This window comes from Microbacterium sp. 20-116 (assembly GCF_041079415.1).
In the GTDB taxonomy this organism is placed as follows: domain Bacteria; phylum Actinomycetota; class Actinomycetes; order Actinomycetales; family Microbacteriaceae; genus Microbacterium.
This window is the reverse complement of sequence record NZ_JBFYGP010000010.1, coordinates 18970-33901: the sequence shown is the minus strand read 5'-3', so window position 1 is coordinate 33901 and position 14932 is coordinate 18970. Positions and strand designations below refer to the sequence as shown.

The 14932-nt window shown below is 71.0% G+C and carries 11 protein-coding genes; 5 read left to right on the top strand and 6 right to left on the bottom strand.

From position 1 onward, the window contains the following. Positions 1-2: 2 nt before the first annotated feature. Together AB6V29_RS15275 and AB6V29_RS15270 are read left to right on the top strand one after the other, a co-directional pair. On the top strand, positions 3-1274 hold the full coding sequence (locus tag AB6V29_RS15275) for a hypothetical protein (RefSeq protein WP_369359683.1): 1272 nt from the start codon (positions 3-5) through the stop codon (positions 1272-1274). 72 nt (positions 1275-1346) lie between these two features. Further along, complete coding sequence (locus AB6V29_RS15270; protein ID WP_369359681.1) at positions 1347-2552, top strand: DUF916 domain-containing protein; 1206 nt, start codon at positions 1347-1349, stop codon at positions 2550-2552. 1248 nt (positions 2553-3800) lie between these two features. Here AB6V29_RS15270 and AB6V29_RS15265 read toward each other — a convergent pair. The 3 genes from AB6V29_RS15265 to AB6V29_RS15255 all read right to left on the bottom strand — a co-directional run bounded on the left by AB6V29_RS15265 (position 3801) and on the right by AB6V29_RS15255 (position 7604). Then, positions 3801-4982 carry an ROK family protein gene (locus AB6V29_RS15265; RefSeq protein WP_369359679.1) on the bottom strand — a complete coding sequence of 394 codons (1182 nt, stop codon included), beginning with the start codon at positions 4980-4982 and terminating at the stop codon, positions 3801-3803. A gap of 100 nt (positions 4983-5082) precedes the next feature. Then, on the bottom strand, positions 5083-6132 hold the full coding sequence (locus AB6V29_RS15260; RefSeq protein WP_267788320.1) for an ABC transporter permease: 1050 nt from the start codon (positions 6130-6132) through the stop codon (positions 5083-5085). Further along, entirely contained in the window at positions 6129-7604 is a 1476-nt protein-coding gene (locus AB6V29_RS15255; RefSeq protein ID WP_210076136.1) for a sugar ABC transporter ATP-binding protein, read from the bottom strand. The genes AB6V29_RS15260 and AB6V29_RS15255 overlap by 4 nt, the downstream gene beginning before the upstream one ends. A 299-nt stretch (positions 7605-7903) precedes the next feature. Between AB6V29_RS15255 and AB6V29_RS15250 the strand changes: the two genes are divergently transcribed. From AB6V29_RS15250 to AB6V29_RS15240, 3 genes are all read left to right on the top strand, one after another. Then, positions 7904-8953 (top strand): substrate-binding domain-containing protein, encoded by a 1050-nt coding sequence (locus tag AB6V29_RS15250; RefSeq protein WP_369359676.1) that lies wholly within the window; start codon positions 7904-7906, stop codon positions 8951-8953. Positions 8954-9045: 92 nt separating this feature from the next. Beyond that, the gene (locus AB6V29_RS15245) at positions 9046-10236 is read left to right on the top strand and encodes a Gfo/Idh/MocA family protein (RefSeq protein WP_369359743.1); all 1191 of its coding nucleotides are present in this window, start codon (positions 9046-9048) and stop codon (positions 10234-10236) included. A gap of 38 nt (positions 10237-10274) precedes the next feature. Then, complete coding sequence (locus tag AB6V29_RS15240) at positions 10275-11279, top strand: sugar phosphate isomerase/epimerase family protein (protein ID WP_369359674.1); 1005 nt, start codon at positions 10275-10277, stop codon at positions 11277-11279. Between the two features lie 222 nt (positions 11280-11501). Here AB6V29_RS15240 and AB6V29_RS15235 read toward each other — a convergent pair whose 3' ends face one another. The 3 genes from AB6V29_RS15235 to AB6V29_RS15225 are packed head-to-tail and all read right to left on the bottom strand — an operon-like array spanning position 11502 to position 14931. Next, a complete protein-coding gene (locus tag AB6V29_RS15235; RefSeq protein ID WP_369359672.1) occupies positions 11502-12884 on the bottom strand; it encodes an alkaline phosphatase family protein in 1383 nt (460 codons plus the stop codon). Then, the gene (eboE, locus tag AB6V29_RS15230; RefSeq protein WP_369359670.1) at positions 12881-14050 is read right to left on the bottom strand and encodes a metabolite traffic protein EboE; all 1170 of its coding nucleotides are present in this window, start codon (positions 14048-14050) and stop codon (positions 12881-12883) included. Before eboE ends, AB6V29_RS15235 begins: the two co-directional genes overlap by 4 nt. Continuing rightward, positions 14047-14931 (bottom strand): TatD family hydrolase, encoded by an 885-nt coding sequence (locus tag AB6V29_RS15225; RefSeq protein ID WP_369359668.1) that lies wholly within the window; start codon positions 14929-14931, stop codon positions 14047-14049. Before AB6V29_RS15225 ends, eboE begins: the two co-directional genes overlap by 4 nt. Position 14932: the final 1 nt, after the last annotated feature.

Sequence of the window (14932 nt, the reverse complement as noted above, 5' to 3'; positions counted from 1 at the left end):
CGATGAACAGAATCACGAAACTGACCACCGTCGGCCTCCTCGTCATCGGGGGCAGCGTCGTCGCCGTGCCCGCGTACGCGGCCGACCTCACCTGTACCGACGACCTGGGCAGCCAGAGCGTCTCGGGCAACCTGATCGTCCCCGGCGGCGCGGACTGCATCCTCGGCGGCGCGACCGTCGAGGGCGACATCGTCGTCGAGGCGGGCGGATGGCTGGATGCCACCTCGGTCACCGTCACCGGAGACGTCGTCGCCACCGACGCGTACGGCGTCTCGCTCGACGGCACGAGCGTGGCCGGCGACATCAGCGCGTACTCCGCCGACACCACCGTGGGATTCCTCTACGTCAACGACCTGAAGGTCGGGGGCTCGGTGGAAGCCGGCGGCATCGACGTGGAGGTCGTCGACAGCGCGATCTCGGGCTCGCTGCTCACCCAGCGGGCGAACTACGTCGACGTCGTGCGCTCCTCGGTCGGCGCCGATGTGTCGGTCGACGGCTCGGGCTGGGGTGTGTCGATGACGGGAGCCGTCGTCAAGGGCGACGTCACCGTGAGCGGCAGCTCGCGCGACGTGCTGATCGGCGCCACCGCCGACGGCGGCTCCGACGCGTTCGCCAACTCGATCGGCGGGAATCTCTCGCTCACCGGGAACACCGCGAACCTGCGCGTGGCGAACACCACGGTGTACGGGGCTCTCGCACTCGACGGCAACTCCCCCGCCGCCGCGTTCGGTGCGGGCGTCCGCGCCGGCTCGACCACGGGCGACTACACGGGTGAGGCGCCGACCGCGCCTCCTGCCGGTGACCAGGCCATCGCGGTGACGGTTCCCGACCAGGGCTCGGGCGAGCTCACGTGGTCGATCGAGGGCACCTCGCGCCTGGTCGACCTGGGAGTGGCGACCGAGAACCTCGACCACTACGCCGCCTCCGGTGAGATCGTGCCGATCCGCGTGCAGGACACGCGGGCCGGCAACCCCGGGTGGTCGCTGACCGCTCAGGTGTCGAACTTCACCGCCGGCGGCCAGGAAGTGTCGAGCAAGTACCTCGGCTGGACGCCCGAGGTCCTCGAGACGCAGGGCGGCGCCGTCGCCGGCGCTCCCGTGCCCTCCGGCTTCGACAGCGGCCAGGGCCTGTCGGTCGCGCGCACCCTCGCGCAGGCGAACGACGGCCACGAGCGCGGCTCCTCGCTCGTGGGCGCCGACCTGGATCTCAAGCTCCCGCTCGAGACCCCCCGCGGCACCTACACCGCGACCGTGACGCTGACCGCCCTCAGCTGATCCCCACCCGTCGGGGTCGCGCTCCTCGAGAGCGTGGCCCCGACGGGACCCCTCCACACGAAAGCCACGCCCATGTCCCAGGCGAAGACCTCCCCCCGTCCCCTCCGTACTCTCGTCTCGTTCCTCGCCGGCCTCGCGCTGTTGCTGGGAACCCCCGTCGCCGCCACCGCGGCCGCCGCTCCTTCCGCCGAGACCACGGTGACGTGGAGCGTCAAACCCGCCGACACCGCTCAGGGGCGCGACCGGCCCAACTACGCCTACGACCTCCTCCCGGGCGGCACCGTCGGCGATGCCCTGTACGTCGCCAATCGCAGTTCCCAGCCGATCACCCTGCGCGTCTACGCCGCCGACGGCTTCCTCACCGAAGACGGAGCCCTCGACATCCTCGCCGGAGGCGTGGAGTCCACCGACCTCGGCAGCTGGGTCTCGATCGACTCGTCCGAGCTCACGCTCGACAGCGGCGCGAGCGCCGAGGTCCCCTTCACCGTCGTCGTCCCGGCCGACGCGGCCCCCGGTGATTATGCGGCCGGCATCGTGGCATCCATGCTCGTGACGGCCGACAACGGCACCGTCACCGAACGCCGCCTGGGCTCGCGCGTGCACCTGCGCGTGCAGGGCGACCTCGCACCCGCGCTGGCCGTGGGCGACGTCGTCGTCGACTACCACGGCACCGCGAACCCCGCCGAGACGGGATCCGCGACCGTCAGTTACACCCTCACCAACACCGGCAATACGCGGCTCGACCCCGATGTCGAGGTCGCCCTGGGCGGGCCCTTCGGCTGGGCGGGCGTGACCGCGGCCGACGACGCCCCCGAACTGCTCCCCGGCAGCTCGCTGCAGCGCACCGTCGAGGTTGCCGGGGTGGTCCCCCTCGTGCTGCTGTCGGCCGAGGTGACGGCCACCTCGCAGGTGGTCTCGCGGACACTGGCCGGCGCCGAGCCCTCGACCCTCGACCCGCTCGTGTCGCAGGCTGCCGCCGCCACCGCCGCCGTGCCGTGGACCGCGCTCGCGATCCTCGCCGCGATCGCCCTGCTCGTGGCCTGGCGCATCGTCGCCGCGCGACGACGCAAGGCCGCTCACGCGCGCGAGATCGCCGCCGCGGTGGCCGCCGCGCGGGCGGATGCCGAGGGGGCGGATGCCGGGTCGGGTGGATCGGATGCCGGGCCGGGCGTCGACGCCCGGCGAGAAACCGTGCCCGCCGGGGCGGGCGCCGACCCTGGTACGCCGGATGTCACCACACCCGCGTCCATCACTCGCGCCTCGCGCCGCTCGCCCTGAGACCCGCTCGCGGCGTGGAGAGGGACACTCCGCGCCGCGAGCGACCGACCGACGCCTCCGGCGAACACGGTGAGCCCAACGGCGGAAAACATCGCGACACGCCGGACCCCCGGCATCCCGAACCGGCATGTCGAACAAACACTCCGCCGTTAGGTACAGGCGCCCGGACCGCAGGTCGCCCCGGCCCCGGCGAACACGGCGAGCCCAACGGCGGAAACCATCGCGACGCACCGGACCCCCGGCATCCCGAACCGGCATGTCAAGCACACACTCCGCCGTTAGGCGCGGACGCCGGGCCCGCAGGTCGCTCCGGCCCCGGCGACCGCCGAGACCGACGGCTCGCGGGTCACCCGACTCCCCCAGCCGACCGTGGAAGCCACACCGAGCCCACCGGCGGAAACCATCACGACGCACCGGACACCCGGCATCCCGAACCGACACTCCGCCGTTAGGTACGGGCGCCCAGACCGCAGGTCGCCCCGGCCCCGGCGAACACGGTGAGCCCAACGGCGGAAAACATCGCGACACGCCGGACCCCCGGCATCCCGAACCGGCATGTCAAGCACACACTCCGCCGTTAGGTACAGGCGCCCAGCCCGCAGGTCGCTCCGGCCCCGGCGACCACCGAGACCGACGGCTCGCGGGTCACCCGACTCCCCCAGCCGACCGTGGAAGCCACACCGAGCCCAACGGCGGAAAGCAACGCGGCGCGCCGGACACTCGGCATCCCGAACCGACATGTCGAACAAACACTCCGCCGTTAGGTACGGGCGCCCGGACCGCAGGTCGCCCCGGCCCCGGCGAACACGGTGAGCCCAACGGCGGAAACCATCACGACGCGCCGGGCACCCGGCATCCCGAACCGGCATGTCAAGCACACACTCCGCCGTTAGGCGCGGACGCCGGGCCCGCAGGTCGCTCCGGCCCCGGCGACCACCGAGACCGACGGCTCGCGGGTCACCCGACTCCCCCAGCCGACCGTGGAAGCCACACCGAGCCCACCGGCGGAAAGCAACGCGGCGCGCCGGACACCCGGCATCCCGAACCGGCATGTCGAACAAACACTCCGCCGTTAGGTACAGGCGCCCGGACCGCAGGTCGCCCCGGCCCCGGCGAACACGGCGAGCCCAACGGCGGAAACCATCACGACGCGCCGGGCACCCGGCATTCCGAACCGGCGTGTCGAGCCAACACTCCGCCGTCGGGTACGCGCGCCGAGCCCGGCCGCGACCCCCCGCCCGCGGCGGGTCAGGCGCGCAGGAACGCGGCGTTCAGCGACTCGGGGGCGAGGGCGTGCTCGACGGCGAGCATGCTCGCGCCGATCACCGCGGCCTTCTCGGCGGCCACCGACTGCACGATCGACAGGTACTCGGTGGCCAAGGGCGTGGAGCGCGTGTAGACGACCTCGCGAACGCCCGCGATGAGGTGTTCGCCGACGCGGGCCATGGAGCCGCCGATGGCGATGACCGAAGGGTTCATGAGGCTCACGCACGTGGTGAGCACCTCGCCGATGTCGCGACCCGCCTGGCGCACGGCCTGGATCGCGTCGATGTTGCCGCGCTTGACGAGATCGACCACGTCGGAGCCGGTGTGCGCCTCGATCCCCTGCGCGCGCAGCGCACGGGCGATCGCGGGGCCGGATGCCAGGGCCTCGAGGCACCCGCGGTTGCCGCACTGGCACGGGATGTCGGCGCCGCGCGCGACCTGGACGTGGCCGATGTCGCCGGCGATGCCCTGGGCGCCGCGCTGAAGGCGGCCGTCGGAGATGATGCCGGTGCCGATGCCGGTCGCTACCTTCACGAACATGAAGTGGTCGACGGCGGGCCAGGCGATGCTGCGCTCGCCCAGGGCCATGATGTTGACGTCGTTGTCGACGAGGACCGGGACGGGCATGTGCTGGTAGATCCAGCCGGGGATGTCGAAGCGGTCCCACCCGGGCATGATCGGCGGATTCACCGGCTGGCCGGTGGAGTGCTCGACGGGCCCGGGGACGCCGATGCCCATGGCGGCGACGTCGGTGGTCGAGCGTCCGGATTCGGACAGCAGCGCCATGGCGGTCTCGACGAGCCAGGTCAGCACGGGCTCGGGGCCGGTGGCGATGTCGATCTCGCCGGTGCGCTCGCTGAGCACCTTGCCGGTGAGATCGGCGATCGCGACCGTGGCGTGCGACGCGCCGAGGTCGACGGCCACGACGACCTTGGCGGCGGGGTTGATGGCGAACTGCGACGGGGGACGCCCGCCGGTGGACACGGCGTCGGCGACCGGGGTGATGAGGCCCATCCGCATGAGCTCGTCGACACGGACGGCGACCGTCGATCGGGCGAGCCCGGTCGACTTGGCCAGTTCCGCACGCGTACGCGGTACGCCGTCTCGCAGCAGCTGGAACAACTGGCTCACGCCGTTGACCGACTGCACCGAATCTGTCGTCATCCTCTTCACGCCCTCAGTACACCATTAGTAGCAATGCATTCCATCCACTTACGGACGGCGGCTACGCGAATCACGCAGCCGCCGTCGGCACAAGGGGTCGTCAGCCCCGCCCCGGCGGGCGGGAGAAGCGCTGCTGCAGGAGCACCGCGACCACGATGATGACACCTTTCGCCACCGCCTGGACGGAAGACGAGAGATTGTTCTGGATGAACACGTTGGACAGCGTCGCGAAGATGAGGACGCCGAACACCGTACCGGTGATCGTGCCCCGGCCGCCGACGAGCAGCGTCCCGCCCACGACGACCGCCGCGATGGCATCCAATTCGTAGAGCTGACCGTGCGTCGACGTGCCGGCCGTGGTGCGGCCGAGGATCATGACGGCCGCGATGCCGGCGCACAGTCCCGTGATGGCGTAGAGCCACATCGTGTGGCGGCGCACGTCGATGCCGGCGAGGCGCGCGGCCTCGCGGTTGCCGCCGACGGCGACCGTGCGTCGACCGAACGTGGTGCGGTTCAGCAGCACCCAGCCCAGGGCCGCGACGATCGCGAAGATCCAGATGAGGATGTCGACGCCGAGGATGTCGGCGTTCATGAAGGTGATGAAGCCGCGGTCCTGCACGACGAGCGTGCGACGCTCGGCGAGGATCTCGGCGAGGCCCCGGGCGCCCACGAGCATGGCGAGGGTGGCCATGAAGGCCACGACGTTGCCGTAGGCGATGACGATGCCGTTGATCAGGCCCGCGCCCACGCCCACCGCGAGAGCGATGACGACCATGACGCTCCAGTGCAGGTTGTCGGCGAGATCCTGCACGGCGGCGAGGGTGGCCACGACCGAGGCCAGGCCCATGACCGAGCCGACCGACAGGTCGATGCCGCCGGCGATGATCACGAGGGTCATGCCGATGCTGATCACGCCGATGATCGAGGCCTGGCGGAGGATGACGAGCAGGTTGTCGACGCTCGTGAACGAACCGGGGGCGGTGATCGCGCCGACGACGACGATCACGAGCAGGGCGACGACGAGGCCGATGTTTCGACCGGCCGAACCGGAAAGGAAGCGGCGCCAGGCCGGCGCGGGAGCCGGGGCCGCGACGGCCCCGGTCTCTGTGGGGACCGTGCGTGCACGGGTCGGGGTGGTCGGCTCGCTCACGCGGCGGATCCTTTCATGACGAGATCGAGCACACCGTGCTCGTCGATCTGGTGGGAGGGGAGGGTGCGCAGAATCCGACCGTCGGCGACGACGAGGACGACATCGGCGAGGCCGAGCACCTCTTCGATCTCGCTCGAGACGACGACGACGGCGTTGCCGGCGGCGGCGAGATCGCGGATGAGGGCGTAGATCTCGGCGCGAGCGCCGACGTCGACGCCGCGGGTGGGTTCGTCGAGCAGCAGCACCTCGGTGCCGTGCACGAGCCAGCGGGCGAGTAGGATCTTCTGCTGGTTGCCGCCCGAGAGGGTACGGGCGGGTCGATCGGGATCGGCGGGGCGCAGCTCGAAGGCGTCGATCTGTTCGCGCGCGACCTTGCGCGCCGCGCGGTCGTCGAGGAACCCGCCCTTGGCGAAGCGTTTCATCGAGGCGAGGGCGATGTTGACGAAGATCGGCTCGTCGAGCACGAGCCCCTGGCTCTTGCGCTCCTCGGGAGACAGCCCGATGCCCGCCCCGACGGCGGCGCGGACGGACCCGCGCGGCAGCACCTTCTCGCGCACGCGAACCGAGCCGGCGCTCGAGCGGCGGGCGCCGTAGACGGTCTCGAGGATCTCCGACCGACCCGATCCGACGAGTCCCGCCAACCCCACGACCTCGCCGGCGCGCACCGAGAACGACACGTCGGAGAAGACCCCGTCGAGTCCGAGTCCCTGCACGTCGAGCACGACGGGTGCATCGGATGCCACGGGCACCCGCTCCGGGAAGACGTTCGCGACCTCGCGCCCAGTCATGAGCCGGATGAGTTCGGCCTTCGGGGTGTCGGCGGCGGAGAGGCCGACCGCGGTCGTACGGCCGTCCTTCAGAACGGTGATGCGGTCGCCGATCTCGCGGATCTCCTCGAGCCGGTGCGTGATGTAGACGACGGCGATGCCCGCCGCGGTGAGCTCCCGCACGACCGCGAAGAGGTTCTTGACCTCTTCGGTGTCGAGCACGGCGGAGGGCTCGTCCATGATGATCAGCTTGATGTCGTGCGACAGGGCGCGCGCCATGCTCACGATCTGCTTGTTCGCGGCGCTGAGCGAGCCGACCTCGGTGTTCGGCGAGAGGTTGGCGTGGCCGAGTCGGCGAAGGAGCTCTTTCGTCTGACGGGCCGCCTCGGCGCGCTGGGTGAAACCGCCGCGCGCGAGCTCGTGCCCGAGGAAGATGTTCTCGGCGATCGTCAGGCCGTCGACGACGTCGAGCTCCTGGTACATCGTGGCGATCCCGAGCTCGATGGCCGCGTCGGGATCGGCGATCTCGACGTTCTCGCCGAGCCAGACGATCTCGCCCTCGTCGGGGCGGTGGACGCCCGCGAGCGTCTTGATGAGAGTCGACTTGCCCGCGCCGTTCTGGCCCAGCACGCAGTGCACCTCTCCGGCGACGATGTCGAGATCGACACCGCGCAGGGCGCGGACGCCGGCGAAGGACTTGGTCACGCCTCGGACGGTGAGTAATGACGACTGATGGTCAACTTTGATCACGCGGCGAACATAACACGCCGCCTCGTCGTCGCGCGACCCGTGTTCCGAGGGAAAGCGGGCGGCCGCCTCCCGCGCGCACGCGAGCACTCTTCGGGCACAAAGGCTCGCCAGCGGTACTTATGCGGATCAAAAAACAAAAGATGCTCGCCCGGACGACACTTCTGCTAGCGTGAGCCGCGTCAGAGTGGACCCCTCTTTCCGGAGTGACCCGGGGCCGCGATGACCCCAGCTGCATCACATTTCAAGGAGGAAACATGCGCTCACAGTGGAAGTCGCGTTCGCGACTCGTCCTGACCGGCATCGCCGTCATCGCCTCGGTCGGCCTGCTCGCCGGTTGCACCGGTTCGGGCAGCGACAACGAGGACATCGTCGGCCAGGGCACCACGACCGAGGAGAACGCCGCCACCGGTGACACCGTCACCATCGGCTTCTCCGGCCCCGCCGCCGACCACGGTTGGCTCGGCGCCATCAACTCCGGCGCACTCGCCGCCGCCGAGAGCTTCCCCGACGTCGATCTGAAGGTCGCCGAGGGCACCAACGACGTCAACGCGCAGATCGCCGCCGTCGAGACCTTCATCAACGACGGCGTGGATGCCATCGTGCTGCTGCCCAGCGACGGCGCCGCCCTGACCGAGGTCGCAATCAAGGCGATGAACGCGGGCATCCCCGTCATCAACGTCGACCGCGAGTTCTCGAGCCCCTTCGCCGCCCGTTCGACGATCCTCGGCGACAACTACGGCATGGGCGTCAGCGCCGGTACGTACATCTGCTCGCAGCTCGAGGGCAACAGCAACGCCATCGTGGGCGAGATCGCGGGCATCGACTCGCTGCCGCTCACGCAGGACCGCTCGGCGGGCTTCGCCGACGCCCTGTCGGACTGCGGCCTGAAGGTCGGCCCCCGCGTCGCCGCGGACTTCACCGTGCAGGGCGGCGAGGCCTCGACCTCGCAGCTGCTGTCGGCCAACCCCAAGATCGACGCCATCTGGAACCACGACGACGACCAGGGCATCGGCGTGCTCGCCGCCGTCACGGCGGCCGGTCGCGACGAGTTCATCATGGTCGGCGGTGCGGGCAGCCGCAACGCCATGGAGTCCATCCAGGCCGACGACAGCGTCCTCAAGGCGACGGTGATCTACCCGTCGACGCAGGCCGCCGACGGCATCGCGCTGGCACGCCTGATCGCCCAGGGCAAGACCGCGGGAGACCTCATCACCCCCAGCGTTCCCAACCGCATCGTGCTGGACGCCCCCGTGGTGACGAAGGACAACGTCGCGTCCTTCATCGACCTCTCGTTCCAGTCCTGACCCGGTCCGGGGCGCCCGCGTTCGTCGCGGGCGCCCCGTCCCTCGTCCCCCCACAGAAAGACGTCATCGTGACCCAGCCCCTTCGCATCGCCATGATCGGTGCGGGATTCATGGGCGCCGCGCATTCCCAGGGATGGCGCGTCGCCCCTCGTTTCTTCGACCTCCCCCTCGCCCCCGAGATGAGCGTGCTCGTCGGACGCGACGCCGCCCGCACGGAAACGGCCGCCGACACCTGGGGATGGCGAGAGAGTGCGACCGATTGGCGCGAGGTCATCCAACGCTCCGACATCGACGTCGTCGACATCGTGACCCCCGGCGACTCGCACGCCGAGATCGCCATCGCCGCCCTCGCCGCCGGCAAGCACGTGCTGTGCGAGAAGCCCCTCGCCAACACCGTCGACGAAGCCCGCCGTATGGCCGAGGCCGCCGCGGCCGCCTCCGCCAGCGGCATCCGATCGATGGTCGGCTTCACCTACCGACGCCTGCCCGCCACGACCTTCGCCCGCGATCTCATCACCGCCGGCCGTCTCGGCGACATCCGCCAGGTGCGCGCCGAGTACCTGCAGGACTGGTTGAGCGACGCCGAGGCCCCGCTCACGTGGCGCCTGCAGAAGGACCGCGCCGGCTCCGGCGCCCTCGGCGACATCGGAGCTCACGCCGTCGACCTCACCGAGTTCATGACCGGGCAGCGCGTGGTCCGCGTCGCCGGCATCCTCGAGACGATCGTCGCCCAGCGTCCCGTCCTCGCTTCCGCGTCCGGGCTCTCCGGTTCCGCCGGCACCGAGCGCGGAGCCGTCACCGTCGACGATCTCGCTCTGTTCACCGGCCGTCTCGAGAGCGGCGCCCTCGCCTCGTTCGAGGCCTCGCGCTTCCGCCTGGGTCGCAAGAACGCTCTGCGCATCGAGATCTCCGGCTCCCTCGGCTCGCTGTCGTTCGACCTCGAGAGCCCCAACGAACTGCAGTTCTACGACGCGACGGCCCCCGCCGCCGAACAGGGCTTCCGCCGGATCCTCGTGACCGAGCCCGAGCACCCCTACGTCGCCGCGTGGTGGCCGACCGGTCACATGCTCGGCTACGAGCACGGGTTCTCGCATCAGGCGAAGGACTTCGTCGAGGCGGTCGCCGCGGGCACCGCACCCACCCCGTCCTTCGCGGACGGCCTGCACGTGCAGGAGGTGCTCGACGCCGTCGCGCGCAGCTCCGAGAGCGAGGGCGTGTGGACCGGGGTCGACGCCGATCTCGCCGCCGCCCCTGCCGCAGACCGCGCCTTCGCGGCATCCTGAACCCGATCCCGTACCCGCACCGACGAAAGGACGACGCGATGACGCGACCGATCACGCTCTTCACCGGCCAGTGGGCCGACCTGCCCTTCGAGGAGGTGGCCCGCCTCGCCGGTGAGTGGGGCTACGACGGCCTCGAGATCGCCTGCTGGGGAGACCACCTCGACCCCTGGCGCTGGGACGACGAGGCCTACGTGCAGGGCAGGCTCGACATCCTCGAACGCAACGGGCTGAAGGTCTGGACCATCTCGAACCACCTCAAGGGGCAGGTCGTCTGCGACGATCCCATCGATCAGCGACACCGCGACATCGTGTCCGATCGGGTGTGGGGCGACGGCGACCCCGAGGGCGTGCGCCAGCGTGCCGCACAAGAGCTGAAGAACACCGCGCGCCTCGCCGCGAAGCTGGGCGTGAAGACGGTCACGGGCTTCACGGGATCAAGCATCTGGAAGTACGTCGCGATGTTCCCGCCCGCCACCGAGGAGATGGTGGATGCCGGTTACCAGGACTTCGCGGACCGCTGGAATCCGATCCTCGACGTGTTCGACGAGGTCGGCGTGCGCTTCGCCCACGAGGTACACCCCTCGGAGATCGCCTACGACTACTGGACCACCGAGCGGGCGCTGGAGGCGATCGGACATCGCGAGGCGTTCGGCCTGAACTGGGACCCCTCGCACATGGTGTGGCAGGACATCGATCCGGTGGCCTTCCTGTGGGACTTCCGCGACAAGATCTTCCACGTGCACTGCAAGGACACGAAGAAGCGCCTGGGCAACGGCCGCAACGGGCGCCTGTCGTCGCACCTGCCGTGGGCCGACCCGCGTCGCGGCTGGGACTTCATCTCGACCGGTCACGGCGATGTGCCGTGGGAGGACGCGTTCCGCATGCTGAACGCGATCGGCTACGACGGCCCGCTGTCGGTCGAGTGGGAGGACGCGGGCATGGACCGCCTGGTCGGTGCGCCCGAGGCGCTCGGCTTCGTGCGGAAGCTGTCGTCGTACGAGCCGTCGGGGGCGGCGTTCGACGCGGCGTTCAGCCAGCGCTGATCCGGGGGGATCGGTCGGAAGCGAGACGAGGGGCCGGATGCCATGGCATCCGGCCCCTCCGCATGTGCGGGCCGTGACCTTCGTCGGGGGCGGGGGCGGCCGGGTCGCGCGTCACCAGAACAGGGGGATGCCACCAGAACAGGACGCATCCGCCCCGAACGTCCTGTTCTCGGCGCATCCCCTGTTCTCGGTGCACCGCCCGCGCCACAGGCGGCGCCCGCCTCAGACGCCCAGCCCGCGCAGCACGAGGTCGCGCACGCCCGCGGCGGGCAGCGACTCGGCGTCAGGCAGCAGGCCGGCGTCGCTCGTGAGCAGCATCGGTCCGTCGCGGCGCGACGACGATAGTCGCCCGTGCGTCCCGCGCACGCACGACGGGTCGAGCGGCACCGTGCTCATGGCGTAGCGCAGGCCCAGTTTCTTCTTCACCAGGTTCGCCCCGGCTTTGGCCTTCGCGAGCCGGTCGGCGGGGTCGAAGAACAGCTCGGCGGGGTCGTAGCCCGGCTTGCGGTGGATGTCGACGCCCCGCGCGTACTCGGGAGCACGCTCGTCGTCGAGCCAGAAATAGTAGGTGAACCAGGCCCCGGGCTCGGCCACCACGACCAGTTCGCCGGAGCGCTCGTGATCCAGGCCGTACCGCGCCTGCGCGTCGCGGTCGAGCACCTCGTCGACGCCCTCGAGCCCGCGCAGCAGCGCCGTGACGCGAGGGAGGTCGGCGGCATCCGGAACGTAGACGTGGGCCACCTGGTGATCCGCCACGGCGAAGGCGCGCGAGGTCCAGGGGTCGAGCTGCTCGCGGCCGCCCTGCACGTAGACCTCGAGCAGCCCCTCGCGGCGGAGGGCCCGGTTGATGTCGACGGGGCGCGAGGCGGGCTCGATGCCGTACTCCGAGACCGCCACGACGGTGTAGCCGCGGTCGGCCGCGTCGTCGAGCAGCGGGGCGATCGCGTCGTCGAGCTCGCGGGCCGCGTGGTCGGCCTGGGGGCCGTTCGGTCCGAAGCGCTGCAGGTCGTAGTCGAGGTGCGGCAGGTACGCCATCGCCAGATCGGGCGCCGGCCCCCACCGCTCGGTGATCACGCCCCGGGTCGCTTCGGCCAGCCACGCGCTGCTCTGGATGGTCGCGGTCGGACCCCAGTACTGGAACAGCGGGAACTCCCCCAGCGCCCCGACGAGCTGGTCGTGCAGGGGGGCCGGTCGCACGTAGGCGTCGGGGCTCTTCCGCCCGTCGGCGTGGTAGATCGGACGCGGCGTCACGGTGATGTCGGTCGTCGCTCCCATCGCGAACCACCAGCCGAGGTTCGCGGTCCTCAGCTCGGGGCGCGAGCGGCGGGCGGTCTCCCACACCTTCTCGCCCGCGACGAGCCTGTTGTGCTGGCGCCAGAGCAGGGGGTCGCCGAGACCGCGGAAGTACCAGCCGTTGCCCACGATCCCGTGCTCGCGGGGCATCGTGCCGGTGAGCATCGTCGATTGCACGCTGCACGTGACCGCCGGGAGGATCGTGTCGAGCCCCAGGTGCCCGCCGGAGCGGCCCAGGGCGGAGAGCCGGGGCATCGCCGAGAGCGCGCGCGGGGTCAGCCCCACGATGTCCAGCAGCAGAACCTTGCTCATGCGCGGATCCTTTCGTCGATCGCGGATGCCGGGACCCCGGCGAGAGCGCGGGAAAGATGCGTGTGTGCCCAGCGCAGTTCGGCCGCGATCCCGCTGACGAGCGTTTCGGGCTGCAGTTCGCGGGGCAGCACCGACCAGGTGTAGGTCTCGACGTCGAGGTGGGCGTCACCGCCGCCGGGGGCCTCGAGGACCGCGTCGATCGCGGCGAGCAGCACCTCGGTCGTGGCGCGCAGCGGCTCTGCGGGCCGGGCGTGCAGGGGGATGTGCACGTGCACCCGCCAGGGGCGGTCGGTCGGCCAGGGCTCGGCGGCATCGAGCACCTCGGGCAGGTCGTCGGCCCGTCGCGTGCCCCCGGCCTCGCGCACCTGGTGCACGTAGCGCTCCTCGGCGAAGGGCCGCAACGCCTCGATCGTGCGCGGGTCGGCGGGGTCGGGCACCTCGAGGGCGACCGAGGCCTGCACCTTGACGATCCGGATGCCGGCGGCGGCCACGTCCGCGACGGCTGCGGCGGGGTCGGCGAACGAGACGGCGAGGTGGCAGGTGTCGAGGCACAGGCCGAGATGCCCCCCGTCCGTGAGGTGGGGGCGGGCGCCGAGCCACGCCACCACGTCGGCGACGTCGTCGAGGATGCAGCCGGGTTCGGGCTCGATCGCGACCCGCACCGTCCGACCCGTCTCGCTCTCGAGGGCGGCGAGGTCCTCGACCAGTCGGGTGAGGTTCTCGTCGGCGGCGCGGTCGGCCGCGGCATCCCACCCCGCTCTCCACCCCAGCGGGAGCGTCGAGATGCTCCCCTCCGCGCCCTCGGGGAGCAGGGCGGCGAGGGCGCGCGCGCAGTCGAGGGTGTAGTCCCGCCGCTCGCGCGTGGTCCAGTCGGGGCGGTAGACCGCGAGCTTGACGACATCGTCGTGGAACCCGCGATACGGGAAGGCGTTCACCGTCCGCAGCTCCAGAGCGTTGCGCTCGAGGGCGTCGGCGAGAACCGCACGGGCCCCCGGGTCGCCGGAGAGGGCGGATGCCACGCCCACCGGCATCCACAGTCCGACGCCGAGGCGGTCGAGACCCGCCGCCCGCCGGATCGGGCCCGCGTGCTCGTCGAGCTGGCGGACGATGCCGTCGAGGTCTTCGGCGGGGTGGACGTTGGTGCAGTACGACAGTTCCACCCTCACGCCCCCTGGCGCGACGCCGTGCCGCGCAGCACCGAGTTGCCCTCGAACAGGTCGGGGCCCTGGCTCGCGGGGGCGAAGCCCTCGATCGGATCGGTGTTCACGCGGCCGCTCTGCGCGTAGAAGTCGCGGGGGTTACGCCACAGGATCCGGTCGACGTCGTCGTCGCTGAAACCGGCGTCGAGCATCGCCAGGCCCGTCTTGGCGGTCCTGAGCGGGTCTGAGCGGCCCCAGTCCGCCGCGGAGTTGACGATGACGCGGTCGAGGCCGATGCGCTGCATGATCGCGACCACGCGTTGCTCGTCCATCTTCGTGTCGGGATAGATCGAGAAACCCATCCAGGCGCCGCTGTCGGCCACCGCATCGACGCAGGTCTCGTTGAGGTGATCGACGAGCACGTGCTGCATCGGGATGCCGGACTCGGCGACCACGTCCAGCGTGCGCTGCGTGCCCACGGTCTTGTCGCGGTGCGGGGTGTGGACGAGAACGGGGAGCTCGAACTCGATGCCGAGGGCGAGGTGCTGGCGGAGGATCTCGTCCTCCTCGGGGGTCATCGAGTCGTACCCGGTCTCTCCCACCGCCACGACCCCGTCCTTGGCGAGGTAGGTCGGCAGCTCGGCCATCACCTCGCGGCAGCGTGCGTCGTTCGCCTCCTTCGGGTTCAGCGCGATCGTGCAGTGGTGGCGGATGCCGAACTGCGCGGCGCGGAACCTCTCCCACCCGATCAGCGCGTCGAAGTAGTCGAGGAACGACCCCACGCTCGTGCGCGGCTGGCCCAGCCAGAACGCCGGCTCCACGAGCGCGCGCACGCCCGCCTGATACATGGCCTCGTAGTCGTCGGTGGTGCGCGCCGACATGTGGATGTGGGGGTCGAAGATGCGCATG